Consider the following 24,587-nt stretch of genomic DNA (forward strand, 5'->3'; position numbering starts at 1 on the left):
GCAGAACGGCGCTCAGCCGGTTGCTGGGGGTTTCCGTCGTCCAGTCTACCTGCCTTACCGACAGGAATGCCGTCGTCCACGCCCTCAGACGGCATCTGCGCCACAAACGACTCGCCAGCCACCACCGGTGCAGCCCCGGGGGGTGACACGCCGTCCCCGGGGCGCTCGCCCGGGCGGGCGGCTCAGTCGGAGAGCCGGGTCGGGTCCAGCCGGGCGGCCGAGCGGCCCTGCGACCGGTTCGCGAGCACGGTGACGACCCACAGGACGACGCCGATGCCCAGCAGGATGCCGGCGATCCGGTACTGCTCGGCCGGCCGCCCCGCCCAGGGCGTGGCGAGGAAACCGCAGGCGAGCGTCCCGACGAGCGGCAGCACGGTCGGCGTGCGGAAGTGGTCGCCGTCCACGTGGTCGCGGCGCAGCACCAGCACCGCGACGTTGACGACGGTGAAGACGCAGAGCAGCAGCAGCGCGGTGGTGCCGCCCAGCGCCGGCACCCGGCCGACGAAGGTGATGAGCCCGAACGCCAGCGCCGTGGTGAACAGGATCGCCGGCCACGGGGTGCGCCGGCGCGGGTGCACGCGGCCGAGGAACGCCGGCAGCACGCCCTCGCGGGAGAGCCCGTAGACCAGCCGGCTGGCCATGAGCATGTTGATCAGCGCGGTGTTGGCGACGGCGAACATCGTGATGACGCCGAACAGGCCCAGCGGGAAACCGGGGGCGCCCGCCTCGACGACCTGCAGCAGCGGGGTGTCGCCCTCGCTGAGCCGGTCCGGCGGCACGAGCGCGATCGCCGAGATGGAGACCAGCACGTAGATCAGGCCGGTGAGCAGCAGGCCGGTGAGCAGCACCTTGGGGAAGATCCGCCGCGGCTCCTTGCACTCCTCGGCCATGTTGACCGAGTCCTCGAAGCCGACCATCGCGAAGAACGCCAGGCCGGTGGCGGCGACCACGCCGGCGAACACGGACCTGTCGCCGGTGTCGAAGTCGGTGACCCGCCCGAAGTCGCCCTCGCCGAAGCCGAGCGCCCACAGGCCCACGCCGATGACGATCAGCAGGCCCGAGAGCTCCACGCAGGTGAGGACGACGTTGGTCTTCACGCTCTCGCCGACGCCGCGCAGGTTGACCAGCGCGACCAGGGTCATGAAGCCGAGGCCGACCAGCGTGATGCCGACGCCCTCGCCGAGCCCCAGGTCGAAGACCTCGGCGAAGTTGGCGCTGAACGCCCGGGCGGCGGTGGACGCCGAGGTGATGCCCGAGCTCATCACCGCGAAGGCGACGATGAAGGTCAGGAAGTGCACGCCGAACGCCTTGTGCGTGTAGAGCGCGGCGCCCGCGGCCTGGGGGTACTTGGTGACCAGCTCGAGGTAGCTGAACGCGGTGATCAGCGCGACGAGGAACGCGATGAGGAAGGGCAGCCACACGACCCCGCCGACCTCCGCGGCGACGGTGCCGGTCAGCGCGTAGATGCCGGTGCCCAGCACGTCGCCGACGACGAAGAGCAGCAGCAGGCCGGGCCCCATGACCCGCCGCAGGCCCGGCTGACCGTCGGCGCCGGCCCGTTCGTCGGTGGAGGTCTCCGCCATGGCGCGATCATGGTGCCGCCGGGAGGTGGTCGCGACTCGAGCGGGCGGACACTCGGGGGGTGGACGAGCCCGGGACCACCGAACCCCTGACCTGCCTGGTGACGGGCGCGACCGGCTACATCGGCGGGCGGCTGGTGCCCGAGCTGCTCGCCGCCGGCCACCGCGTGCGGGTGCTCAGCCGCTCACCGGAGCGGTTGCGCGACCACCCCTGGGCCGGGCAGGTGGAGATCGCGCGCGCCGACGCCGCCGACGCCGAGGGGGTGGCCGCCGCCTGCGCCGGGGTCGACGTCGTCTACTACCTGATCCACGCGCTGGGGAGCGGGCCGGCGTTCGAGGAGACCGACCGGCGCACCGCCGGCGTGGTGGCCGGGGCGGCGCGCGCGGCCGGGGTCGGCCGGCTGGTGTACCTCGGCGGGCTGCAGCCGCAGGGCGAGGAGCTCTCGCCGCACCTGCGCTCGCGCGGGGAGGTCGCGGAGATCCTGCTCGGGTCCGGCGTCCCGACCGTCGTGCTGCGGGCGGCGGTCGTGCTCGGGTCGGGGTCGGCGTCGTTCGAGATGCTGCGGTACCTGACCGAGCGGCTGCCGGCGATGGTGACGCCCAGCTGGGTGCGCAGCCGGATCCAGCCGATCGCCGTCCGCGACGTGCTGCGCTACCTGGTCGGCTGCGCGACGCTGCCGCCGGAGGTGCACCGCTGCTTCGACATCGGCGGCCCCGACGTCATGACCTACGAGGAGATGATGCAGCGGTACGCGCAGGTGGCCGGCCTCCGCCGCCGGCGGATCCTCCGGGTGCCCGTGCTGACGCCGTCGCTGTCCAGCCACTGGGTCGGCCTGATCACGCCCGTCCCGGCGTCGATCGCCCGGCCGCTCGTCGAGTCGCTGCGCAACACCGTCGTCTGCGGCGAGCACGACATCGCCCGGTGGGTCCCCGACCCGCCGGAGGGCCTGCTCGGCTTCGACCGGGCGGTCGCCCTGGCGCTGCAGCGGGTCAAGGAGGCCACCGTCGCCACCCGGTGGTCGTCGGCCTCGGTCCCCGGTGCGCCGTCGGACCCGCTGCCGACCGATCCCGACTGGGCCGGCGGCAGCCTGTACGTCGACGAGCGGGTGCGCGAGACGACGGCGTCGCCCGAGGCGCTCTGGCGCGTGGTGGAGGGCATCGGCGGGGAGACCGGCTGGTACTCCTTCCCGCTCGCCTGGCGGGTGCGCGGGTGGCTGGACCGGCTGGTCGGCGGCGTCGGCCTGCGCCGGGGCCGGCGCGACCCGGAGAACCTCTACGTCGGGGACGCCCTGGACTTCTGGCGGGTCGAGGAGGTGGAGGACGGGCGGCTGCTGCGGCTGCGGGCGGAGATGCGGCTGCCCGGCCTCGCCTGGCTGGAGTTCCACGTGGAACACGGCCGGCTGCGGCAGAAGGCGACGTTCCACCCGCGCGGCCTGCTCGGCCACCTCTACTGGTGGGCCGTCGCCCCGTTCCACGGCGTCGTGTTCGGCGGCATGGTCCGCGGCATCGCGCGCAGCGCCGAGGCTCAGACCAGCAGCTGAGCCGCGGCGAGCTCGCGGTACAGGGGGCTGGTCTCGACCAGCTCGGCGTGCGTGCCGCGGGCCACGGCCCGCCCGGCGTCGAGGACGACGATCTGGTCGCTGTCGAGCACCGTGGACAGCCGGTGCGCGACCACCAGCAGCGAGCGGTCGGCGGCCGCGGCGGCGAGGGTGTCGCGCAGCAGCTGCTCGTTGCGGGCGTCGAGGCTGGCCGTCGGCTCGTCGAGCAGCAGCAGCGCCGGCCGGGCCAGCAGCGACCGGGCGATGGCCAGCCGCTGCCGCTCGCCGCCGGAGAGCAGCACGCCGTCGTCCCCGACCGGGACGTCGAGGCCGCGGGGGGAGCGCTGGACGATGCCGGTCAGCCCCACGTCGGCCAGCACCGCCCACAGCTCGTCGTCCCCGGCGCCCGGCGCGGCGAGCAGCAGGTTCTCCCGCACCGTGCCGGCGAGGACCGGGGCCTCCTGCTCGACGTACCCGAGCCGGCCGCGCAGCGCGGCGCGCGGCAGGTCGCGGACGTCGGTGCCCGCCCACCGGATCGCCCCGCCGGTGAGCGGGTAGAACCCCTCGATCAGCGCGAGCACCGTGGACTTGCCCGCGCCGCTCGGGCCCACGAGCGCGACGCGGCTGCCGGCGGGCACCGACAGGGACAGGCCGTGCAGCACGGCGGTGCCGTCGGGATAGGCGAACGAGACGTCGTCCAACTCCAGCAGCGGGACCGCCGTCCCCGGCTCGGGCGCGCGGGGCAGCACGGTCGCCGCCCCGCGCTGGGGGCGCTCGGCGTGCTCGGGCTCGAGGGCGAGCACCTCGCGGATGCGGCCCAGCGCCCCCAGCCCGGTCTGGATCTGCGTCCACGCGCCTATCGCCTGGCCCAGCGGGATGACCAGCAGGAACAGGTACAGGATGAAGGCGACCAGGTCGGCCACGCCGATCGAGCCGGTGGCCACCCGGTAGCCGCCCACGCCGAGGACGGCGAGGAACGCGCCCTGGACGGCGATCGCGCCGGCCGGGGCGATCAGCGCCTCCAGCCGCGCCAGCCGCACGCCGGCCGCGTACGCCCGGGTGGCGCTCTGGTCGACCACGGCCACCTCGCGGGCGGTGGCGCCGCTGGCCCGGATGGTCCGCACCGCCGACAGCGCCCGCTCGACCGCGGCCGTCATCGCGCCGACCGCCTCCTGCGCCTGCCGCGACAGCCGCCGCGCCCCCCGCGAGGCGGTGACCGCCACCCCCGCCCCGACGGCGACCGCGACCACGGTGACCACCAGCAGCCAGACGTCGACCAGCGCCATCGCGACCAGCGAGCCGAGGCCGACCACCGCCGAGCCGGCCACCTCGACCACCCCGGAGGTGACGGTCGCGCGCAGCAGCGTGGTGTCGGCGCCGACGCGGGACATCAGGTCGCCGGTGCGCCGGCGGTCGTACTCGGCCACCGGCAGCCGCAGCAGCCGGTCGGTCAGCGTCCGGCGGGTGGTGAGGACGACGCCCTCCGCCGTCCGCTGGAGCAGGAACTGCTGGGCCGCGCCGAGCAGCGCGGCGGCGACCAGCACGACGAGCAGGACGACGACCGGGAGCAGCAGCCCCTCCCCGCGGCCGACGGCGTCGATGACCCGGGCGATGAGGACCGGCTGGGCCAGCGCCGCCAGGCCGCCCACCAGGCTGAGCACCGCGGCGAGCACGAGGGCCCGCCGGTGCGGGCGCAGCAGGGGGAGCAGGTCGCGCGGCCGGGCGGTGGCCACCTCGGCCGCGGCCGCCTCCGGCGCGGCGTCGGTGCCCACCGCCGGCGGCCGGGCTAGCTGCCGGCCAGCGCGGCGAGCACCGCGCCCAGCAGCCGGGCGTGGTGCTCGATCAGCGAGGGGCGGTGCCCGTCGGGCCGGATGGCCGCCACGTGGCCGGCGGCGGTCCAGAACTCGTCGCCGTCGTCGCTGCCGAGCAGCAGGCCGCGCAGCGTCGGATCGCCCACCAGGCGGCGCAGGTCGGGGCTGTCCTCCGTGGCGAGCAGCACCCAGCGCAGGTCGAACTCCTCGTCGCCGCTCGGGATCTGCAGCAGCCCGCCGGTGCCGTGCTTCCAGAACCGGGCCGGGACCAGCCGCATGCGCGGCAGGGGCAGCAGGACCGGCGCGGCGGTGACGGCGTACTCGGGCACCCGGTAGCGGCGGGACTCGAAGACGACGTCGAACGCGACCAGGTCGGTGGTGCCGACCCGGCCGCGCACCACCGCCGCGGGGCGGTGGTCCTTGGTCAGCCGCACCGGCGCGGTGGCGATCAGCTCGGCCAGGACGGCGTCCTGCGGGCCGGTGCCGTCGCTGACCGCCCAGCCGTGCTGCACGGCCCAGGTCTGCGCGCCGGCCAGGTCGCCCTGGTACGCGAAGACCTGCTCGGCCGCCCCGGGCGTGCGCCGCCGCGGTCCGCCGAACAGGCCCCGCCGCGGCTCGCCGGCGGGCGGTCCCACCGGCGGCTGGTGCACCGACGGCTGGTCCGCGGGCGGCTGCTCGACGGTGTTCGGCTGGTGCTCGTCGCGCTGCGCCGGCGGCAGCGACCAGCCCGGCGGCTCCCACGGCGCCGGCTCGTCGGGCCGCGACGGGCCGCGGTCGGCGGGCGGCTGGTCGCCGCCCGCTCCGCCCAGGTGCGCCGGCTCCTGCCAGCCGGCGCCCTCGTCCCCGCGGTCGTCGAAGCCGTCCCGGTCCCTGCTCATCGCTGCCTCGTCCTCCTGTGGCGGCCGGCGGTGCTGCCGCCGTCCGCCTAGCCGTACGTGTCGCGGGGCCCCCGGCCGCGCACCGAGCGCGGCCCCTTCTTCCAGCTGGGCGCCGTCGGTCCCACAACGCGCAACTTCGTCACGACGTCCCCGCCCACCTGCGCCCGCAGCTTGCCCAGGATCGTCGGCGCGAGCAGCCGCAGCTGGGTGGCCCACGCCGTGGACTCCGCCTGGATCAGCAGCTCGCCGTCGGTGAGCGTCTGCGGGGTGCAGTGCGCGGCGATGTCGGGACCGACCAGCGCCGACCACCGGCCGAACACCGTGCCGACCTTGGTCCGCTCGGACCAGTCCTGCGCGCTGACCAGGTTGTCCACCAGCCGGCCCAGCGGCTGGGGGTCGTCGTCGCCCGGCCGCGGCCCGGTCCAGTCCCGCCGCGGCCCGGCGATCCGCCGGCGGGTCGGCTGCGGCCGGGCCGCCGAGGCGGCGCGGGCCGCCTCGAGCGCGGCGCGGGCGATGTCGCTCGGCCGCGCCGGCCGCTCATCGCTCACCGGGCACCTCCTGCAGCTCGGCTCCCGCTGCCGCCTCGTCCAGCGCCGTCGCCGTCCCCCCGGCCACCAGCACCACCGCACCGCGCAGCTCCACGGGCACGTCCTCCAGCACGGCGGCGGTGATCAGCGTCTGCTCGGCCGACCGGGCCACCGCCGCCAGCGCGGCCCGGCGATCGGCGTCCAGCGTGGCGAAGACGTCGTCCAGGACCAGGATCGGCTCCTCGCCGTCGGCCCGGAAGAGGGCGAACGTGGCCAGCTTGAGGGCCAGCGCCAGCGACCACGACTCCCCGTGGCTGGCGAAGCCCTTGGCCGGCGTGCCGCCGAGGTGGATGACCAGGTCGTCGCGGTGCGGCCCGACCAGCGTCATGCCGCGGTCGACCTCGTCGCGGCGCCGCTCCTCCACCCGCTCGCGCAGCGCCGCGGCCAGCTCGGCCGCCGTCGGCAGCGCCGCCCCCGGGGTCAGGGCGCCGCCGTCCCCGGCGAGCGGAACGGTGCTCGAGTAGCCGAGCCCGGCCGGGGCCGCGCCCGCCCCCGCCACCGCCGCGTAGGCCTCGGCCACGTGCGGGGCGAGGTCGGCGATCAGCCCCAGGCGGGCCGCCAGCAGCTGGCTGCCGAGGTCGACGAGGTGCCCGTTCCAGACGTCGAGGGTGGCGAGCGCGTCGCCGCGGGCGAGGCGGGCGGTCTTGAGCAGCGCGTTGCGCTGCTTGAGCACGCGGTCGTAGTCGCCCCGCACGCCCGCCAGCCGCGGGGTGCGGCTGACCAGCAGCTCGTCGAGGAACCGGCGCCGCTCCGTGGGGTCACCGCGGACGAGCGCGAGGTCCTCGGGGGCGAACAGCACGGTCTTGACCACGCCGATCAGCTCCCGCGGCCGGGGCAGCGGCGCGCGGTTGACCCGCACCCGGTTGGCCCGCCCCGGGTTGACCTCGATCTCCACCAGGAGCTCCCGGTCGCCGCGCCGCAGCGCCGCGCGCACCACCGCCTGCGGATCGCCGGTGCGCACCAGCGGCGCGTCGGTGGACACCCGGTGGCTGCTCAGCGTGGCCAGGTAGCCGACCGCCTCGACCAGGTTGGTCTTCCCCTCGCCGTTGCGCCCGACGAGCACCGTCGGGCCCGGGCGCAGCGCGAGGTCGACCCGCTCCCAGTTCCGGAACGAGGCCAGCTGCAGGTGCCGGACGTGCACCTCAGTGCCCGCTCACGCGGGGCGCTCGGCCTCCTGCGCCGCCACCGCGCGGACGGCGTGCCCGCCGAACTGGTTGCGCAGCGCCGCGACCGCCTTCATCGTCGGGGAGTCCTCCTGGCGCGAGACGAACCGCGCGAAGAGCGACGCGGCGATCGCCGGCATGGGGACGGCGTGCTCGATGGCCGCCTCGACCGTCCACCGGCCCTCGCCGGAGTCCTCCGCGTAGCCGCGGATGCGCTCCAGCGTGGGGTCCTCGTCGAGCGCCCGGACCAGCAGGTCGAGCAGCCACGAGCGGATGACGGTGCCCTGCGTCCACGACGCGACCACGCCGGGGACGTCGTCGACGAGGTCGGCGGCCTCGAGCAGCTCGTAGCCCTCGCCGTAGGCCTGCATCATCGCGTACTCGATGCCGTTGTGGACCATCTTCGAGAAGTGGCCCGCGCCGGCGCGGCCGGCGTGCACGAAGCCCGCGGCCGGCAGCTCCTGCCCGGACTCGTCGGTGCCGGGGGACGGCGGCTTGAGCGCGTCGAAGATCGGCTGCACGGTCGCGACGTGCTCCTTGTCGCCGCCGACCATGAGCGCGTAGCCGTTCTGCAGGCCCCAGACCCCGCCGGAGACGCCGCAGTCGAGGTAGCCGATGCCCTTGGCGCCGAGCGCCTCGGCGTGCACCTCGTCATCGGTCCACCGGGAGTTCCCGCCGTCGACGACGACGTCCCCGGCGCTGAGCAGCTCGCCGAGCTCGCGGACGACGGAGCGGGTGGCCTCGCCCGCGGGCACCATCACCCACACCACCCGCGGCGCCTGCAGCGCGTCGACCAGCTCCTGCAGGCTGGTCACGTCCCGCCTGGGCGAGGACCTGTCGTAGCCCACCACCTCGTGACCGGCGCGGCGGATCCGCTCGGCCATGTTGCCGCCCATCTTGCCCAGACCGACCAGCCCCAGCTGCACGGCGAAGTCCCCTCTCGAACGAACTGCGGAGTTCCCAGCGGTCGCGGTGCCCGGGCGGCCGTGCCCCGACACCTCGGCCCTCCTGCAGGTTCCCGCCGCGAGCCTGCGAGCGGTGGGGGCAGGAGGGTCCTTCATCAGCCCGGCAGGCGCACCGGCATGATCAGGTAGCGGTAGGAGCCGGCGCGCTCGGCCGGACGGGCGGGCGCGCCCTCGGACCCGCTGCCCTCGTCGTCGGTGGCCGGCTCGTCGACGCCGGACAGCACGGCGGGCTTGAGCGGGCTGGTGAAGTCCATCCGCGCGCGCGGCGAGTGCACCGAGGCCAGCCCGTCGAGCAGGAACGTCGGGTTGAAGCCGATCGTCAGCGGGTCGCCCTCGAACTCGACGTCGCAGCGCTCCTCGGCCTGGCCCTCGTCGTCGGTGCCGCCGGCGCGCAGGGTGACCTGGCCGGGGGTGAACTCGCAGCGCAGCGGGGTGCCGCGCTCGGCGACCAGGGCGACGCGCTTGGCCGCGTCGGTGAACAGCCCGACCGGCAGCACCGCGTGCGCGCTCGACTCGCTCGGCATGATCGCCCGGTACTTGACGAACTCGGCGTCCAGCAGCCGGGTGGTGGTCTGCCGGTCCTTGCCGGAGAGACCGAGGATGCCCTCGCCCGAGCCGCCCGAGGACAGCGACACCACGATCTCCGGGCCGCTGGTCAGCGTCTTGGCGGCGTCGGCCAGGGTGCGCGCCGGGACGAGGACGGCGGCCGACGTCCCCGGGGTCTCCGGCCGCCAGGCGAACTCGCGGACCGCGAGGCGGTAGCGGTCGGTGGCGGCCAGGGTGATCCGGTCGTCCTCGATCTCCAGCCGGACGCCGGTGAGCATCGGCAGGGTGTCGTCGCGGCCGGCGGCGATGGCGACCTGGCCGACCGCCTCGGCGAAGACGTCGCTGTCGACGACGCCCGCCGACGACGGCATCGACGGCAGGGACGGGTAGTCCTCGACCGGCAGCGTCGGCAGGCTGAAGCGCGCGTTGCTGCAGGCGATGGCGAGGCGCGCGCCCTCGGCGGTGATCTCGACCGGGTGCGGCGGCAGCGCCCGGGTGATCTCGGCGAGCAGCCGGCCGGGGACGAGCGCGCGCCCGCCCTCGGTGGCGTGCACGTCGACCTCCGCGCGCGCGGAGACCTCGTAGTCGAAGCCGGAGACGGAGAGCTGGTTGCCGTCGACCTCCAGCAGGATGCCGGCGAGGACCGGTACCGACGGTCGCGGCGGAAGGCTGCGCGCCGTCCAGGCGACGGCGTCGGCGAGCACCTCTCGTGCCACCCGGAACTTCATGTCTCGACCCACCCCAGCTCTTCCCGGGGAGCGAGGACGTCGTCGTCCCCACCCTCCGCGGGATCTCCCGTGCTCCTGTGCCGTGCTCCCCCGTCGTGCTCATCGTGCCTGGTGCGGCTGCTCCAGTGGAAACCGTGCCCCCTGGAGGCCCCTCCCAGCGCAGCGTCCCCACCCAGACTGGGGTTCGAGAATTCTCCGGGACATCTCCTTCATCCTCGTCATCACCGGTGTGGATCCTGGGGACGACGGCCGTTCGTGCAGGTCGGCCGAGAAGTCGACATGTTGGTGCGCTGTGGGCGGCCGGCGGCGCACCTGTGTCGACACGTGGACAACTCGACGGCCGTGCACACGGCACCCCCGTCGTCCACGGGCTGTCCCCTGCTGCACCCCCGGTCGGTCCCCAGTCCGTCCGCAGGCCTCGTCGGCGCGATCACGGACCTCCGCGCAGACAGGTGAACGTGCAGGTCACACGCGTGTAGTTACACGGGGGGTCGAGTACGGCCGGGTACCCGTCCGCAAGGGTCGGGTGGCCGCGGCGCGCGTGCCGGTGACCGGATGTGAGCCGGCACACACGAGACATCCCCAACCTGTGCACATCCCTGGGGACAACTTCTCGACGAGTCGACGGCGTCCGCGGCGACGACCCGCGCCCGCCCGCGCAGGACGTGCGCTTACGCCATGCACACGGTTCCCCACAGGTGGGGATAAGTCGACCGCCGCAGGCGAGGTGACCGGATGGAACGGCCCCGTTCCAGGGACCCGCCCGAGCTTGCGGAGGGTGGGGAGGAACGGGGTCCTTCTACTGGCGGGCGCGGCTCTTGATGCGGGCGGTCAGCTCGGTGACCTGCGTGTACGTCGCGCGGCGCTCGCTCATCTGGTTGGTGATCTTCTTGACCGCGTGCATGACCGTGGTGTGGTCCTTGCCGCCGAACGAGGCGCCGATGCGGGGCAGCGACAGCTCGGTGAGCTCGCGGCAGAGGTACATCGCGATCTGCCGGGCGTTGACCAGCGTGCGGCTGCGGTTGGTGCCCTGCAGCTCCTCCATCGTCACGGAGAAGTACTCGGCGGTGGCGGCCATGATGATCGCCGCGGTGATCTGCGGGCCCTGCTCGTCGCTGATCAGGTCCTTGAGCACGAGCTCGGCCAGCGGCAGGTCGACCTGCTGCTTGTTGAGGCTGGCGAAGGCCGTGACCCGGATGAGCGCGCCCTCGAGCTCGCGGATGTTGGTCTGCACCTTGCTGGCGATGAACTCGAGCACCGCGTCGGGCACCTGGAGCCGCTCGCCCCAGGCCTTCTTCCGCAGGATCGCGATGCGGGTCTCGAGGTCCGGCGCCTGGACGTCGGTGATCAGTCCCCACTCGAAGCGGGTCCGCAGCCGGTCCTCCAGCGTCGTCAGCTTCTTCGGCGGCCGGTCGGAGGTGATGACGATCTGCTTGCTGGCGTTGTGCAGCGTGTTGAACGTGTGGAAGAACTCCTCCTGCGTCCGCTCGGCGCGCTCCAGGAACTGGATGTCGTCGATGAGCAGGAAGTCGATGTCCCGGTAGCGGCGCCGGAAGTCCTCGGCCCGGCCGGAGTGCACCAGGTTGATGAACTCGTTGGTGAACTCCTCGGTGCTGACGTAGCGCACCCGGACGTTCGGGAACATGCGCGCGGCGTAGTGGCCGATCGCGTGCAGCAGGTGGGTCTTGCCCAGCCCGGACTCGCCGTAGATGAACAGCGGGTTGTAGGCGCGGGCCGGGGCCTCGGCGACGGCGACCGCCGCGGCGTGGGCGAACCGGTTGCTGTTGCCGATGACGAAACTGTCGAAGACGTACTTGGGGTTGAGGCCCAGGTCGGCGGCGGCCGGCCGGCGGTCGGTCTCCGCGCCCCGGGCGGCGGCGCGGCCGCCCTCGGCGCGCCGTCCCCCGGCCCGGCGGCCGGTGTCGGCGGGCAGCTCCAGGTCGAACGGCAGGACGTCGGCGGTGTGCTCGTCGGCCGCCGGGGGTGCGGCCGCGGCGACGGCCGGGCTCCAGTCCTCCGGGGCCCCGCGGTCGGCCACCGGCCGCGGGCCCGGCTCGGCGGCTGCCGACACGGGGTCGGCCGGCTCCCGGTCCCAGGCCGGGCCCTCGTGCGGCCACGCCGGGGTCTCCCGCTCCCACACCGGGGCGGCGCCGGCCCGGACGCCGAACGCGCTGCGGCCGTCGTCGGCCCGGTCCCGGCTCTCCCGGTCCTCCTCGGCGCGGTGGTTCCCGGCCGCCGACCACGGCCGCCGGGTGGGCGGCTCCTCCGGCGCGGCCGGCGGCTCGGCCGGGGCGTCCTCCAGCTGGACGGCGACGCGGATGTCGCGGCCGAACTGCTCGGACAACGCCTCGGACAGCACGCGGCGCATCCGCGACTCGAGCACGGTCTGGGTGAACTCGTTCGGCGCGGCCAGCACGGCGGTGTCCTCGACCAGACCCAGCGGCCGGGTCAGGTTGAGCATCGCGTTCTGCTGTGGGGACAGGCTCGTGGCCAGCCGCTCGCGGATCTGGTCCCAGACCGTCGCCAGGTCCAGCGTGGCATCGGTCATGCCCGTCGTCCTCCCAGTGCTGTCGTCGACCCCGGGCTCCCGGCCCGGCCCCGTCGTGCCGACTCCCCGGGCCCTGGGGATGTGGATACCCGCACAGGCGCGTTCCACATCTCTGTCCACAGGTTGTGCACTACCGGCGCACGTCTCCTCGCGGGCCGCCGCTGGCGGTCCTCCGTGAGGACGTGTGTGCTGGTCAGAGCCCTGTGTTCGCAGACGGACTGGGATCGGCCGCGCCGGTCCGACCGACGGGTCGGCCCCGGCGTCGGACCTGCGGGGACCGACGCGGAGCGACGGCGACGCTAACAGCCCTGTCCACAGCCGGGCAACGCTCGCCCGCCGTTCCCGGGCGCGTCGATCCGAGTTCCGACCGTCGTCACCACGGCGTGCCTCGGGAGCCGACGGCGGGCGGTGGGCGAGCCTGGGCGGTCGTCGTCCGGCCCGGCCACCGGGCGACGCCGATCCTCGGCTATGCTGGTCCGAGTCTGCAGAGCGCCCGGGGCGCCTGCGCAGGTCGCACCTGTCTCCCGGGCTTCTCGCAGGAACCAGCTTCCGGGGTCCGCACCCCGAGCGCCCCCGTCGGCCGGCGGGTGCGCGACCGCCGATGTCGTGTAGTGGGAGTACCTCGTGAGCAAGCGCACGTTCCAGCCGAACAACCGTCGTCGGTCCAAGACCCACGGCTTCCGGCTGCGGATGCGCACCCGCGCGGGCCGGGCGATCATCGCCGGCCGTCGGCGCAAGGGGCGCGAGAAGCTCTCCGCCTGAGGTGTTGCCCGCGCAGGCCCGCCTGCGCCGGCGTCCGGAGTTCACCGCGGTCGTCCGGTCGGGGCGGCGCGTCGGGCGGCCGACCATGGTGCTCCACTACCTCCCCCAGCGTCCCGCTCCGCCGGGCGCCGTCGCCGACGGCCCGCGGGCGGGGTTCGTCGTGGGCCGGGCGGTCGGCAACTCGGTGGTCCGCCACCGGGTGACCCGCCGGCTGCGCGCGGTCGTCCGCGACGAGCTGGACCGGCTGCCCGCGGCGGCCGACCTGGTCGTGCGCGCGCGTCCCGAGGCCGCCGAGGCGACCTCCGAGCGGCTGCGCCGCGACCTGGCCGGCGGCCTGGACCGCCTGCTCGGCGAGCGGGTCCGCTCGTGAGGGCGGCCCTGCTCGCCGCGGTCCGCTTCTACCAGCGGGCGATCAGCCCCGCGCTGCCGCCGCGCTGCCGCTTCTACCCGACCTGCAGCGCGTACGCGCTGGAGGCGATCGAGCGGCACGGCGCCGCGCGGGGCACCTGGCTGGCGCTGCGCCGGCTGGCGAAGTGCGCCCCCTGGCACCCCGGCGGCGTCGACCTCGTGCCGGAGCCGCGTCCCGGAACCACCGCCGTCGGACGGACGTCGAGCACTGCGGCACCGGCCGCGGTCCCCGGCGCCGACGGTCCCCACCACGCCGACCGTGCGACCACGCGGGCCCCGCGGGAGGAGTCCTCCATTGCTTGACTGGATCTACACCGCCATCTCCTGGGTGATGGCGCGGTGGCACTCCCTGTGGAACGCCCTGTTCGGTGATCCGAACCCGGAGAGCGTCCTCGGTGGCCTGGCCTGGGTGCTGGCGATCGTCTTCCTCGTCGTGACGATCCGCATCATCCTGTTCCCGCTGTTCGTCAAGCAGATCAAGTCGCAGCGGGCGATGCAGGAGATCCAGCCGGAGATCCAGAATCTGCGCAAGCAGTACGGCAGCGACCGGCAGGGCTTCAGCCAGGCCGTGATGGCGCTGCAGAAGGAGCGCGGGGTCAACCCGCTGGCCGGCTGCCTGCCGATCCTGCCGCAGATCCCGGTCTTCATCGGACTGTTCCACGTGCTGCGGCGGATCGCGCCCGGCGCGGAGGGTCTCTACAGCTGGAGCGACCAGCTCACCGACGAGGCCGCCCGGGCGAAGTTCTTCGGCGCCCCCATCTCGGCGTCGTTCAACATGTCCGGCTCCAAGGAGCAGGCGATCCTCGAGATCGCCACCTACACGAACATCCGCATCGTCGCGTTCGTGCTGATCGTGATCATGTGCGCGACCACCTACTTCACGCAGAAGCAGATCATGCGGCGGTCGGGCCCGGTCGAGGGCCAGGCCGCGCTCGTGCAGAAGTTCATGCTCTACGGGATGCCGCTGAGCCTCTTCGTCTCCGGCTTCTTCTTCCCGATCGGCGTCCTCCTGTACTGGTTCACCAACAACCTGTGGACGCTGGGTCAGCAGTTCTACGTCCTCAAGAAGCTGCCGCCGCCCCCCGGCTCCCCCGCCGCCCTGGCCCAGGCGGCCGCCGAGAAGCCCGCGATCGACCCGAAGGCGCTCGCCCCCAAGCCCGGCGCGAAGCCGGTGCGCGGCAAGGGCGGCAAGCCGGTCGGCCCGGCCGCGCCGGCCGGCCCGGCCACCCCGGCCGACGGCGGCACGTCGGCGGGCACCGCCGGCTCCGGCACCCCCACCTCGGGGGGCACGCCGGCCGCCGACGGCGGGACCGGTAGCGGCGCGGGCGGTCGAGCGGCGTCGAACGGGACGACGCCGAAGACCGGCAGCTCCGGTGCCACCAAGGCCAAACGAAAGCGCCGCTGACCGGCGCTCCGGCGTCCTCCCGGACGCCCGGCCGGCCGCTGCCGGCCCGCAGACCTGACGTCCGACCTTCCGAGGAGGAACCCCCGTGAGTGCTCCGCAGCAGCCGGACACCGCCGCCACCGCCGAGGTGACGTCGGGCGCCGTGCTCAGCCCGGCTCCCGGCACCGCGGTCGAGCCCGACGGTCAGCCCGCGCTGCCCGATCCCGACGCGACCGGTGACGACGCCCTGGTCGAGGACGTCGACGACGACGAGGACGTCGACACCGCCGACGACCTGCTCGTCCGCGAGGGCGACGTGGCCGGCGACTACCTCGAGCGGCTGCTCGACATCCTCGACGTCGACGGGGACATCGACCTCGACGTGGAGGGCGACCGCGCCTCCGTCGCCATCGTCGGCGGCCAGCTCGACGACCTCATCGGCGCCGACGGGCAGGTCCTCGAGGCACTTCAGGAGCTCACCCGCCTCGCCGTGGCCCAGTCCACCGGGGTCCGCAGCCGGCTGATGCTCGACGTCGGCGGCTTCCGGGCCAAGCGGCGGGCCGACCTGTCCGCGCTGGCCGGCGAGGCCGCCCGCCGGGTGGCGCAGAGCCGCCAGCCGGAGCGGCTGACCCCCATGAACCCGTTCGAGCGCAAGGTCGTCCACGACGTCATCGCCGCCGTGAGCGGTGTGCGCAGCGAGTCCGAGGGCGAGGAGCCCAACCGGCGCGTCGTGGTCCTGCCGGACGCGTGACACTTCCGGACGATTCCGTTCCGCGAACGCCGGAGGCGGCCTCCGCGCTGTTCGGGGAGGCGCTGCCGGCGGCCGAGCGCTACGTCGCCCGGCTGGCCTCCGACGGCGTCACGCGGGGGCTGATCGGCCCCCGCGAGGTCGGGCGGCTGTGGGACCGGCACGTGCTCAACAGCGCCGCGGTGGCCGAGGCCGTGCCCGAGGGGGCCCGGGTGGTCGACGTCGGCAGCGGCGCCGGCCTGCCCGGGATCCCGCTGGGCCTCGCGCGGCCCGATCTGGCGCTGACCCTGGTGGAGCCGATGGCGCGGCGGGTCGAGTTCCTCGAGGAGGCCGTCGCGGAGCTGGGTGCGCCGTGGCGGGTCGTCCGCGGCCGAGCCGAGGACCGCGGCGTCGTCACGGCCGTCGGGCCGGTCGACGTGGTCACCGCCCGGGCCGTGGCGCCGCTGCCCCGGCTGGTCGCCTGGTGCCGCGGGCTCCTGCGGCCGGGAACCCGCCTGGTGGCCCTGGTCGGGGCCCGCGCCGTCGCCGAGCTGCCCGCGCTGGTGCCCGAGCTGGAGGCCGCCGGCATGCGTGACGTACATCCGCGGGCTGTCGGCGCCGCGCTCGGGAACGCTGCCACTACCGTGGTGGTGATGACCCGCGGGGAGCGGTGACGGCGGCACGCCGACGCCTGTTCCACGTGGAACCGACAGCTGTACCCGGACCCGTTCCACGTGAAACGGGTGCGGGTTCGAGGGGAAAGGACCGCGATGACCGACCCGGGCGAGCGGTTGCGGAGCAGTCTCGCTGCTGACAACGCCGCCTCGGGGGCTCCGGCGGACTTCGACAGCCCCATCGCGATGGAGGCCCTGCGGGCCACCCGCGTGCTGCACGCCGCCGACCAGGAGCCGTTCCCGAGACCGGGACGGCTGCGGGTCATCACCATCGCCAACCAGAAGGGCGGCGTCGGCAAGACGACGTCGGCGGTCAACCTCGGCGTCGCGCTCGCCCTCTACGGACTGCGGACGCTCGTCATCGACCTCGACCCGCAGGGCAACACCAGCACGGCGCTGGGCGTCGACCACACGGTCGGGACGCCCTCGGTCTACGACACCCTGGTCGGCGACAGCCCGCTGTCGGAGGTCACGCACCAGACGAACGCCAGCCCGCTGCTCACCTGCGTGCCGGCGACGATCGATCTGGCGGGCGCCGAGATCGAGCTGGTCTCCGTCGTGGCCCGCGAGTACCGGCTGCGCCGGGCCATCGAGGCCTACGTCCACTCCCTGCCCGAGGACCGCAAGCCGGACTACGTCCTCATCGACTGCCCGCCGTCGCTGGGGCTGCTGACCCTCAACGCGCTGGTGGCAGGCGACGAGGTGCTGATCCCGATCCAGTGCGAGTACTACGCGCTGGAGGGACTGGGGCAGCTGCTCAACAACATCGACCTGGTGCGCGCGCACCTGAACCCGGGCATCGCCGTCCGGACGATCCTCCTCACCATGTACGACGGGCGGACCAAGCTCGCCGACCAGGTGGCCGAGGAGGTCCGCAACCACTTCGGCGACCTCGTGCTGAACGCTGTCATCCCGCGCAACGTCCGGGTGTCCGAGGCGCCGGGCTACAGCCAGTCGGTCCTGACGTACGACCCGGGGTCCCGCGGGGCGACGGCGTACGTGGAGGCGGCCCGCGAGCTCGCCGAACGGGGTGCCGCGCTGCCGCCGCTGGATCCGGGGCGGATGCCGGCCGGTGTCGCTCCCCCGTCCTACGGATCCGCCGTCTCCACCCCTGAGCACCCGACGGAGAACCGATGACCAAGCGTGGCGGGCTCGGCCGCGGCCTGGCGGCCCTGATCCCCACCGCTCCTCCCCCGCCCGCCGGGCCGGAGGTCGACCGCCCCGCCGTCGTCGCCGCCCCGGCGCCCGCCGCGGTGCCGCCGTCCGACGACGAGCCGGCCGAGGCGCCCCCCGCACCCGTCGTCCGCCCTGCGGGCCCGGCGCCGGTCGAGGACGCCGTCGGGGTGCCGGGCGCCCAGCTGCGCGAGGTGTCCGTCGACGACGTCGTCCCCAACCCGAAGCAGCCGAGGCAGGTCTTCGACGACGAGGCGCTGGACGAGCTCACCCACTCCGTGCGCGAGTTCGGGCTGCTCCAGCCGATCGTCGTCCGCGAGCGGGCGGACGGCGGCTACGAGCTCATCATGGGCGAGCGACGGCTGCGCGCCGCCAAGGCGGCGGACCTGCAGACGGTCCCCGCGATCGTCCGGGACACCACCGACGACGCCCTGCTGCGCGACGCGCTCCTGGAGAACATCCACCGGGTCCAGCTCAACCCGCTGGAGGAGGCCGCCGCCTACCAGCAGCTGCTGGAGGAGTTCGGCGCCACGCACGAGGAGCTCGCCAGCCGCATCGGCCGCAGCCGCTCGCAGGTCACCAACACCATCCGGCTGATGAAGCTGCCGGTGAAGGTGCAGACCCGGGTGGCCGCCGGGGTGCTCTCCGCCGGGCACGCGCGGGCGCTGCTCGGCCTGGCCGACGCCGAGGCGATGGACGCCCTCGCCACGCGCATCGTCGCCGAGGGGATGTCGGTCCGGGCCACCGAGGAGGCCGTCGCGGTCGCCGCCGCCGAGCAGCCCACCGCGAAGCGCCGGACGCGCAAGATCAGCGCGCCCGGGGTGGAGGACCTCGGGCAGCGGCTCTCCGACGTCTTCGAGACCAAGGTGCAGGTGCAGATCGGCCGGGCGAAGGGCCGCATCGTCGTCGAGTTCGGCTCGGTCGACGACCTGCAGCGGATCGTCGGTCTCATGGCGCCTGACATCACCGGCCGCCGGGGCGACTCCTGACGGAGACGCTCCGGCCGGCCGGCTGAAACGTCACGGACGCAATCAGGACCGCGGGTCGGTGTACCGGTCGCTGTTGGCCGGGCCGACGAACGGCTCGACGTCGGGCACGTGCGGCGACCCGTCGGGCCGGATCGCCCGGAACCGGCCGGTGTCGACCGAGTCGAAGGTCGTGTGCAGGTCCAGCTCCTGCTCGATCACCCGGGCCAGCCGGCGCACGCCCTCGCGGATCTCGTGCGGCTCCGGGTAGCAGTAGGACAGCCGCATGTACTCCTTGCCGCTGCCGTCGGCGTAGAAGCCGATCCCGGGCACGTACGCCACGAGGTTGTTCACCGCCCGCGGCTGCATGAGCTTGGCGTCGAGGCCGTGCGGCAGCTTCAGCCACACGTAGAAGCCGCCGTCCGGACGGGTCCAGGTGGTGCCGGCCGGCATGAGCGCGTCGAGCGACTCCAGGGTGGCGTCGCGGCGGTCGCGGTAGAGCTCGATGAAGTGCTTGATCTGCTGCTGCCAGGGCTGGGTGTCCAGGTAGCGCGCGACGGCGTACTGGGTGAGCGACGGCGGGCAGAGCACCTGCGCCTCGGTGGCCAGCACGAGCTTCTCGCGGACCGCGATCGGCGCCAGCACCCAGCCCACCCGCAGACCCGGCGAGAACGTCTTGGAGAACGAGCCGAGGTAGATGACCCGCTGGGAGTCGCGGGCCCGCAGCGCCTGCATCGGCTCCCGGTCGAAGCCCAGCAGCCCGTACGGGTTGTCCTCGATGACCAGCAGGTCGTAGCGGTCGGCGAGGTCGATGATCGCCCGCCGGCGCGGCTCGGAGAGGGTGACCCCGGCCGGGTTGTGGTAGTTGGGCACGGTGTAGAGGAACTTCACGCGGTCGCCGCGGGCGCGGGAGTCGAGCAGCGCCTGCTCGAGCGCCTCGGGGATGAGTCCGTCGTCGTCCATGGGCACGTGCCGCACCCGGGCCTCGGCGGCCTGGAAGACGCCCAGCGCCCCGACGTAGGACGGCCCCTCGGCGAGGATGACGTCGCCCGGGTCGCAGAAGACGCGGGTGACCAGGTCCAGCGCCTGCTGGGAGCCCACCGTGACGACGACCTCGCTGGGCGAGGCGTCGCGGATGCCCTCCAGCGCCATCACGTCGCAGATCCGCTCCCGCAGCCGGGGGTCGCCCTGGCCGGAGCCGTACTGCAGCGTCTGCGCGCCCATCCCGGAGACCAGCTCGCCGATCATCGAGCCGACGGCGTCGAGCGGGAGGGCGGTGACGGCGGGCATCCCGCCGGCGAGCGAGACCACCTCGGGCCGGCTGACGACCGAGAACAGCGCGCGGATCTCGGAGGTCTTCATCCCGTGCGTGCGTGCTGCGTACCGGTCCGCCAGCGGGTCCAGCCGCGAGGACCGCGGGACAGGGGGCAGGCCGGGGTGCGCGCCGGAACCGGGCGGGAGGGAAGCCACCTTCAGAAGTGTAGGCAGCGCCGTCCGGGGGGCCTGCAGGACACGGCCGGCGGACGGACGGGTCCGATCCCGCCCGCTCCATCCGTCACAGCGTCAGCCCTTGGCCGGCAGGACGAAGGTGCCGGTCGGCGGGTCGGCCTCGGGCGCCAGGAAGAGCCGCTGGACGGCGGCCAGCACCGCGTGCGCGATGGTGCTGCGCAGCCGGGCGTCGAGCAGCAGCAGCCGGTCGACGGGGTGGGACAGGTAGCCGAGGTCCAGCCGGACGGCGGGCATCCGGGTGGTGCGCAGCAGGTCCCACGTCTTGGGGTGCGAGCCGAGGTCGAGCAGGCCGGTGCGGGCGACGACCTCGCGGCGGACCAGGTTGGCGAACTGCTCGCCGACGGTGGAGGAGGCCCCCGACCCGGTGCCGTAGTAGTAGCTGGCCACCCCGCGGGCGTGCTCGGAGCGGTGGGCGTCGACGTGCAGGGAGAGGAAGAGGTCGGCGCGGGCCTGGTTGGCGAACGTGGTCCGCTCGAGGTGCGTGGGGTTCTGGTGGCGGCCGCGGGTGAGGTAGACGGTGGCGCCGGCGGCGGCCAGCCGCCCCTCGATGCGGGAGGCGATGTCGAACACCAGGTCGGCCTCGGTCGTCTCGCCGGAGGAGTGCCCCGCCTCCGGGCCGCCGTGGCCCGGGTCGACGACGATCCGGCGACCGATCAGGTGCGGCCCGCTCTCGACGAACGAGGCGCTCTGCCGCAGCAGCTGCGGCCGCCCGCCGACCACCTTGCGGCCGAGCTGGCGCAGCGCGCGCAGGGTGGCCGGGCCGCACGTGCCGTCGGAGGTGAGGCCGTAGTCGCGCTGGAAGGTGCGCAGCCCGATCTCGGTCTCGGGGCCGAAGACGCCGTCGACGGGGCCGGCGTCGTAGCCGAGCTCGTGCAGGCGGTCCTGCAAGTTGGTGACGTCGTCGCCGCGCATCGGGCGCTCGGGGTCGAAGCGCAGCAGCCGGTCACCCAGCGACCACCGCGCCTCGGTGAGCGCCCGGTAGGTCTCCTCGCCGACGCGGCCGTCGACGCTCAGGCCGCGGACCTGCTGGAAGTGCCGGACCGCGAGCTCGGTCGTGGCGTCGTAGACCGCCGCGCTGTCGGCGAGGCCGTCGGGGGCGGTCGGGAGCAGGCCCAGGCTGCGCAGCGCGGCCAGCACCTCGGCCACGGCCGGGCCGCTGTCCCCGGGACGGAGGGGGTGCATGCGGCTGTCGCTCATCGTGCTCCGATTGTCGCCCGCCGTGCCCGGGCCGGCCCAGCCGGGGTCGCCCCGAACGCGACGAGGCCCGTCCGACCGGGTGGTCGGACGGGCCCCGGTGACCAGAAGGACCTGCCTGCCCCCCACCACTCGCACGCTCGCGGTGGGACCCTGCAGGCAGGCCGTCAGCCGATGTAGTCGGCGAGGTCGGAGAGGATCGCGCCCTTGGGCTTGGCGCCGATGATGCTCTTGACCGGCTTGCCGCCCTGGAAGACGGTCATCGTCGGGATCGACATGACCTGGTAGTCGCGGGCGATCTGCGGGTTCTCGTCGATGTTCAGCTTGGCGATCGTGAGCTTGTCGCCGTGCTCGGCCGCGATCTCCTCCAGCACGGGGGCGACCATCTTGCACGGCCCGCACCACTCCGCCCAGAAGTCCACGAGAACGGGCTTGTCGCTGCCCAGGACGTCGCTGGCGAAGCTGGCGTCGGTGACCGTCACGGTGTTGCCTGCCATGGGTCGTACTCCCTGTATCGGTTGCTCGAAAGGTCGCCGGTCGGTGCAACCGGCGTGGTGGGGGATCTATGCCCGGCTCAGCGCTCGCCGAAGGTCTCGGCCAGCCAGCGCTCGGCGTCGATCGCGGCCGAGGCCCCGGTGCCGGCCGAGGTGATCGCCTGCCGGTAGATGTGGTCGACCACGTCACCGCAGGCGAAGACGCCGTCGATGTTGGTGCGGGTGGTCGGGTGCTCCACCTGGATGTAGCCGGCGTCGTCCAGCTTCAGCTGACCGGCGAACAGCTCGCTGCGCGGGTCGTGGCCGATGGCGACGAAGACGCCGGTGACCGGCAGCTCCTCGGTGCCGCCCGACTCGACGTCGGTCAGCTGCACGCCGTTGACGGTGTCGCCGCCGAGGACGTCGGTCACCTGCTTGCCGAGCGCCCAGTGGATCTTCTCGTTGTCCTGGGCGCGCTTCTGCATGATCTTGGAGGCGCGGAGCTCGCGGCGGCGGTGCACCACGGTCACGCTCTTGGCGAAGCGGGTGAGGAAGGTGGCCTCCTCCATCGCCGAGTCGCCGCCGCCGACCACGATGATGTCCTGGTCGCGGAAGAAGAAGCCGTCGCAGGTGGCGCAGGCGGAGACGCCGCGGCCGAGCAGGCGCTGCTCGTTGTCCAGGCCCAGGTACCGGTACTTGGAGCCGGTGGCCACGATGACGGCGTGCGCGAGGTGGGTCTCGTCGCCGACCTTGACGATCTTGGGCGTGGCGGTCAGGTCGACCTCGGTGACGTCGCGCGGCTGCAGCTCGGCGCCGAAGCGCTCGGCCTGCGTGCGCATGTCGTCCATGAGCTGCGGGCCCTGGATGCCCTCGGGGAACCCGGGGAAGTTCTCCACCTCGGTGGTGGTCATGAGGGCGCCGCCGAACTGCGAGCCCTCGAACACCAGCGGGTGCAGGTTGGCACGCGCGGCGTAGACCGCCGCGGTGTAGCCGGCCGGGCCGGACCCGATGATGATCAGGTCGCGGACGCCGTCGTGCTCCGCCGGCGGGATGGCCGGGTGGGCCGGATCGGTCGAGACCGCGGGTCCGGGAGTCGGCTGGGAGTTCGTCACGGGCGGCACAACGTGGATGCTAGGGGTGGCATTCCCCTGCGGGGCGGCCCTCCCCGCCCGCGCGTCACCCCGCCGAGCTGACCGCGACCTCGGCGATGTCGCCGGCGAAGCCGTCGTCGCTGGGCACCAGACCGGTGACCCAGACCAGGACGAACCGGGCGGTCGCCGGCTGCTGGAACTGCAGCGGGGTCTCGCCGTCGACGGTGCCGCTCGCCGCCACCTGGTAGGCGTCGAGGGGGCCGTCGGGCTCGCCGCCGGTGCGCACCTCGACGGTGATGCCCGGGGTGCTCGTGGTCACCGTCACGCCGGCCAGCTGCTGCTCGCTGCCCAGGTCGTACATGATCCCGACGCCGCTCTTCAGGTTGCCGAAGGCGGGCGAGCGGAAGTAGGTGAGCGTGGACCAGGCGGTGCCCGGGTCGCCGTCGAAGCTGAGCGGGACGTCGTCGTCGTTCTCGGGCTCGCCGTCGCCCTCGGGGTTGTAGACCTCGGCGCTGACGATGGCCGCCGGCGCGCCCGTGGCCGGCGCCGAGCTGCTCGCGCTGCCGCTGGTCGAGGTCGGCGGCGGCGTGGAGCCGGGGACCTCGTCGACCGAGCCGGCGACCGAGAGCACGTTGGTGCCGAACCACCACGCCAGCGCGATCACCACGGCGAGCGCGGCGATGGAGATGCCGATGACGGCGGCCCGCCGGCGGGCGCCGGGCTCCTCGACCTCCGGCAGGTCCGTGCTGCCGGTGTCGGGGTAGTCGTCGTACACGTCGTCGTAGGTGGTGGGCTCGTGCAGCACCGCGTCGAGGTCGTCGGAGGGGCGCCGCCACCCGTCGCCGGTCGCCGTCCACGGGTCCTCGACCGGGGGCGCGGGCGGACCCGGCTGCACCACCGGGGTGGCCTGGGTCGCCGGGGCGGCGTGCGCGACCGGGCGCACGGGCGGGACCGGCGGCATGGTCATCGGGTCCAGTCGGACGGGGGCGTCGACGCTGACGGTGGGCGCCGGCGGGGCGACGGGCAGCGCGGGCGGCGGCACGTCGTCCTGGCGGACCGACCGCAGCCGGTCGCTCTCCGGCCCGTGCCGGTCGAGGGCCGAGGCGCCGCCGGCGCGGGGCCGTTCGTTGAGCAGGGAGACCATGGCCGCCACGCTGGAGAGGCCCTGCCCGGGCTCGGTGGAGCGGGCCCGGCGCACGAGGGCGGCGAGGTCCGGCGGCACGGTGGCGGCGCCCTTGCGCACCCCGCGACCGGCGGCCTCGACCGCGGTCGGGCCGCCGAGGCAGGCCTCGAGCAGCGCACCCAGCGCGGTGATGTCGCCCTGCACGGTGCCGCTGGCGGCGGGGACGCCGCGCAGGCCCACCAGCCCGTTGGGCCGCAGGACGACGTGCTCGGGGGTCAGCCCGCCGACGGCCAGCCCGACGCGGTGGGCCTCGGCCACGCCCTCGGCCAGCCGGCGGACGACGGTGCGCGCCTCGCGCTGCTGCAGCGGCCCGCGGGTCAGCCGCTCCGCGAGGGTCTCGCCGTCGATCCACTCGTTGACGACGTAGGCGGCGCTGTCGGCGGCGGCCGCGTCGCCGTTGCCCTCGGCGGCGTCGTAGACCATCGCCAGCGCGGGGGTGGCCAGCCCGCCGGCGGTCAGGGCGCGGGCGATCCAGGCGTGCGCCGCGGGGCCGCCGGGGGTGTGCACGCGGATGGCGACGTCACGGTTGAGGACGCGGTCCTTGGCCCGGTAGGTGCGGATGACCCCCGTGGGGGTGGGCTCGTCGGGACCGACCTGGTCGAGCGGGCGGTAGCGGTCCGGGAGGCCGGTGACCGTGGAGGTCATGGACGCGGACGACCTCCTCTTCGCATCGCTCCCGGCGGCGCCGCGCCCCGGGCCC

The 24,587-nt window shown here is 74.6% G+C and carries 22 protein-coding genes; 9 read left to right on the forward strand and 13 right to left on the reverse strand.

The window, feature by feature from the left end; translation table 11 throughout:
* Positions 1-182: 182 nt before the first annotated feature.
* A complete protein-coding gene (locus ACI797_RS03910) occupies positions 183-1,583 on the reverse strand; it encodes an APC family permease (RefSeq protein ID WP_456857199.1) in 1,401 nt (466 codons plus the stop codon).
* A 59-nt stretch (positions 1,584-1,642) separates the two neighbouring features.
* Here ACI797_RS03910 and ACI797_RS03915 point away from each other — a divergent pair, with 59 nt between their 5' ends.
* Complete coding sequence (locus ACI797_RS03915; RefSeq protein ID WP_456857200.1) at positions 1,643-3,121, forward strand: SDR family oxidoreductase; 1,479 nt, start codon at positions 1,643-1,645, stop codon at positions 3,119-3,121.
* On the opposite strand, the gene ACI797_RS03920 is transcribed toward ACI797_RS03915, so the two are convergent.
* The 7 genes from ACI797_RS03920 to dnaA form a co-directional block, all read right to left on the reverse strand.
* Positions 3,106-4,890, reverse strand: coding sequence for an ABC transporter ATP-binding protein (locus tag ACI797_RS03920; RefSeq protein ID WP_456857201.1), 1,785 nt, complete (start codon positions 4,888-4,890; stop codon positions 3,106-3,108). The two genes, ACI797_RS03915 and ACI797_RS03920, sit on opposite strands and share 16 nt — an antisense overlap.
* A 14-nt stretch (positions 4,891-4,904) precedes the next feature.
* A complete protein-coding gene (locus ACI797_RS03925) occupies positions 4,905-5,807 on the reverse strand; it encodes a hypothetical protein (protein ID WP_456857202.1) in 903 nt (300 codons plus the stop codon).
* Between the two features lie 47 nt (positions 5,808-5,854).
* Positions 5,855-6,355 (reverse strand): DciA family protein, encoded by a 501-nt coding sequence (locus ACI797_RS03930; RefSeq protein ID WP_456539444.1) that lies wholly within the window; start codon positions 6,353-6,355, stop codon positions 5,855-5,857.
* The gene (gene recF / locus ACI797_RS03935) at positions 6,345-7,535 is read right to left on the reverse strand and encodes a DNA replication/repair protein RecF (RefSeq protein WP_456857203.1); all 1,191 of its coding nucleotides are present in this window, start codon (positions 7,533-7,535) and stop codon (positions 6,345-6,347) included. The genes ACI797_RS03930 and recF overlap by 11 nt, the downstream gene beginning before the upstream one ends.
* Positions 7,536-7,547: 12 nt before the next feature.
* Complete coding sequence (gnd, locus tag ACI797_RS03940) at positions 7,548-8,483, reverse strand: phosphogluconate dehydrogenase (NAD(+)-dependent, decarboxylating) (protein WP_456857204.1); 936 nt, start codon at positions 8,481-8,483, stop codon at positions 7,548-7,550.
* A gap of 134 nt (positions 8,484-8,617) precedes the next feature.
* Entirely contained in the window at positions 8,618-9,796 is a 1,179-nt protein-coding gene (gene dnaN / locus ACI797_RS03945; protein WP_456857205.1) for a DNA polymerase III subunit beta, read from the reverse strand.
* Positions 9,797-10,595: 799 nt separating this feature from the next.
* Entirely contained in the window at positions 10,596-12,344 is a 1,749-nt protein-coding gene (gene dnaA, locus ACI797_RS03950) for a chromosomal replication initiator protein DnaA (protein WP_456857206.1), read from the reverse strand.
* A gap of 624 nt (positions 12,345-12,968) precedes the next feature.
* Here dnaA and rpmH point away from each other — a divergent pair.
* From rpmH to ACI797_RS03990, 8 genes are all read left to right on the forward strand, one after another.
* On the forward strand, positions 12,969-13,106 hold the full coding sequence (gene rpmH, locus ACI797_RS03955; RefSeq protein WP_089305879.1) for a 50S ribosomal protein L34: 138 nt from the start codon (positions 12,969-12,971) through the stop codon (positions 13,104-13,106).
* A 1-nt stretch (position 13,107) separates the two neighbouring features.
* A complete protein-coding gene (rnpA, locus tag ACI797_RS03960) occupies positions 13,108-13,476 on the forward strand; it encodes a ribonuclease P protein component (protein WP_456857207.1) in 369 nt (122 codons plus the stop codon).
* Positions 13,473-13,817 (forward strand): membrane protein insertion efficiency factor YidD, encoded by a 345-nt coding sequence (yidD, locus tag ACI797_RS03965; RefSeq protein WP_456857208.1) that lies wholly within the window; start codon positions 13,473-13,475, stop codon positions 13,815-13,817. The genes rnpA and yidD overlap by 4 nt, the downstream gene beginning before the upstream one ends.
* Positions 13,810-14,919 (forward strand): membrane protein insertase YidC, encoded by a 1,110-nt coding sequence (gene yidC / locus ACI797_RS03970; protein WP_456857209.1) that lies wholly within the window; start codon positions 13,810-13,812, stop codon positions 14,917-14,919. Before yidD ends, yidC begins: the two co-directional genes overlap by 8 nt.
* An 85-nt stretch (positions 14,920-15,004) precedes the next feature.
* The gene (locus ACI797_RS03975) at positions 15,005-15,649 is read left to right on the forward strand and encodes a Jag family protein (RefSeq protein WP_456857210.1); all 645 of its coding nucleotides are present in this window, start codon (positions 15,005-15,007) and stop codon (positions 15,647-15,649) included.
* The gene (gene rsmG, locus ACI797_RS03980; RefSeq protein WP_456857211.1) at positions 15,646-16,299 is read left to right on the forward strand and encodes a 16S rRNA (guanine(527)-N(7))-methyltransferase RsmG; all 654 of its coding nucleotides are present in this window, start codon (positions 15,646-15,648) and stop codon (positions 16,297-16,299) included. Before ACI797_RS03975 ends, rsmG begins: the two co-directional genes overlap by 4 nt.
* 96 nt (positions 16,300-16,395) lie before the next feature.
* Positions 16,396-17,436, forward strand: coding sequence for a ParA family protein (locus tag ACI797_RS03985; protein ID WP_456539454.1), 1,041 nt, complete (start codon positions 16,396-16,398; stop codon positions 17,434-17,436).
* The gene (locus ACI797_RS03990; RefSeq protein ID WP_456857212.1) at positions 17,433-18,461 is read left to right on the forward strand and encodes a ParB/RepB/Spo0J family partition protein; all 1,029 of its coding nucleotides are present in this window, start codon (positions 17,433-17,435) and stop codon (positions 18,459-18,461) included. Before ACI797_RS03985 ends, ACI797_RS03990 begins: the two co-directional genes overlap by 4 nt.
* Positions 18,462-18,503: 42 nt before the next feature.
* Here the strand turns inward: ACI797_RS03990 and ACI797_RS03995 are convergent, their stop codons facing one another.
* From ACI797_RS03995 to ACI797_RS04015, 5 genes are all read right to left on the reverse strand, one after another.
* Positions 18,504-19,907 (reverse strand): aminotransferase-like domain-containing protein, encoded by a 1,404-nt coding sequence (locus ACI797_RS03995; protein WP_456857213.1) that lies wholly within the window; start codon positions 19,905-19,907, stop codon positions 18,504-18,506.
* 93 nt (positions 19,908-20,000) lie between these two features.
* Positions 20,001-21,143: an N-acetylmuramoyl-L-alanine amidase gene (locus tag ACI797_RS04000; protein ID WP_456857214.1), complete on the reverse strand. Its 1,143-nt coding sequence runs from the start codon at positions 21,141-21,143 to the stop codon at positions 20,001-20,003.
* 164 nt (positions 21,144-21,307) lie between these two features.
* Positions 21,308-21,637: a thioredoxin gene (gene trxA / locus ACI797_RS04005; protein ID WP_456539458.1), complete on the reverse strand. Its 330-nt coding sequence runs from the start codon at positions 21,635-21,637 to the stop codon at positions 21,308-21,310.
* 77 nt (positions 21,638-21,714) lie between these two features.
* Complete coding sequence (gene trxB / locus ACI797_RS04010) at positions 21,715-22,734, reverse strand: thioredoxin-disulfide reductase (protein WP_456857215.1); 1,020 nt, start codon at positions 22,732-22,734, stop codon at positions 21,715-21,717.
* A gap of 55 nt (positions 22,735-22,789) precedes the next feature.
* A complete protein-coding gene (locus ACI797_RS04015) occupies positions 22,790-24,532 on the reverse strand; it encodes a hypothetical protein (protein ID WP_456857216.1) in 1,743 nt (580 codons plus the stop codon).
* Between the last annotated feature and the right edge of the window lie 55 nt (positions 24,533-24,587).

The organism is Geodermatophilus sp. SYSU D00691 (assembly GCF_054050275.1).

Excerpts from the sequence above, each read along its gene's own strand:
- ACI797_RS03925 (WP_456857202.1), bottom strand. The coding sequence starts at position 5,807 with ATGAGCAGGGACCGGGACGGCTTCGACGACCGCGGGGACGAGGGCGCC.
- ACI797_RS03985 (WP_456539454.1), top strand. The coding sequence starts at position 16,396 with ATGACCGACCCGGGCGAGCGGTTGCGGAGCAGTCTCGCTGCTGACAAC.
- ACI797_RS03910 (WP_456857199.1), bottom strand. The coding sequence starts at position 1,583 with ATGGCGGAGACCTCCACCGACGAACGGGCCGGCGCCGACGGTCAGCCG.
- trxA (WP_456539458.1), bottom strand. The coding sequence starts at position 21,637 with ATGGCAGGCAACACCGTGACGGTCACCGACGCCAGCTTCGCCAGCGAC.
- dnaN (WP_456857205.1), bottom strand. The coding sequence starts at position 9,796 with ATGAAGTTCCGGGTGGCACGAGAGGTGCTCGCCGACGCCGTCGCCTGG.
- ACI797_RS03990 (WP_456857212.1), top strand. The coding sequence starts at position 17,433 with ATGACCAAGCGTGGCGGGCTCGGCCGCGGCCTGGCGGCCCTGATCCCC.
- dnaA (WP_456857206.1), bottom strand. The coding sequence starts at position 12,344 with ATGACCGATGCCACGCTGGACCTGGCGACGGTCTGGGACCAGATCCGC.
- ACI797_RS04000 (WP_456857214.1), bottom strand. The coding sequence starts at position 21,143 with ATGAGCGACAGCCGCATGCACCCCCTCCGTCCCGGGGACAGCGGCCCG.
- ACI797_RS04015 (WP_456857216.1), bottom strand. The coding sequence starts at position 24,532 with ATGACCTCCACGGTCACCGGCCTCCCGGACCGCTACCGCCCGCTCGAC.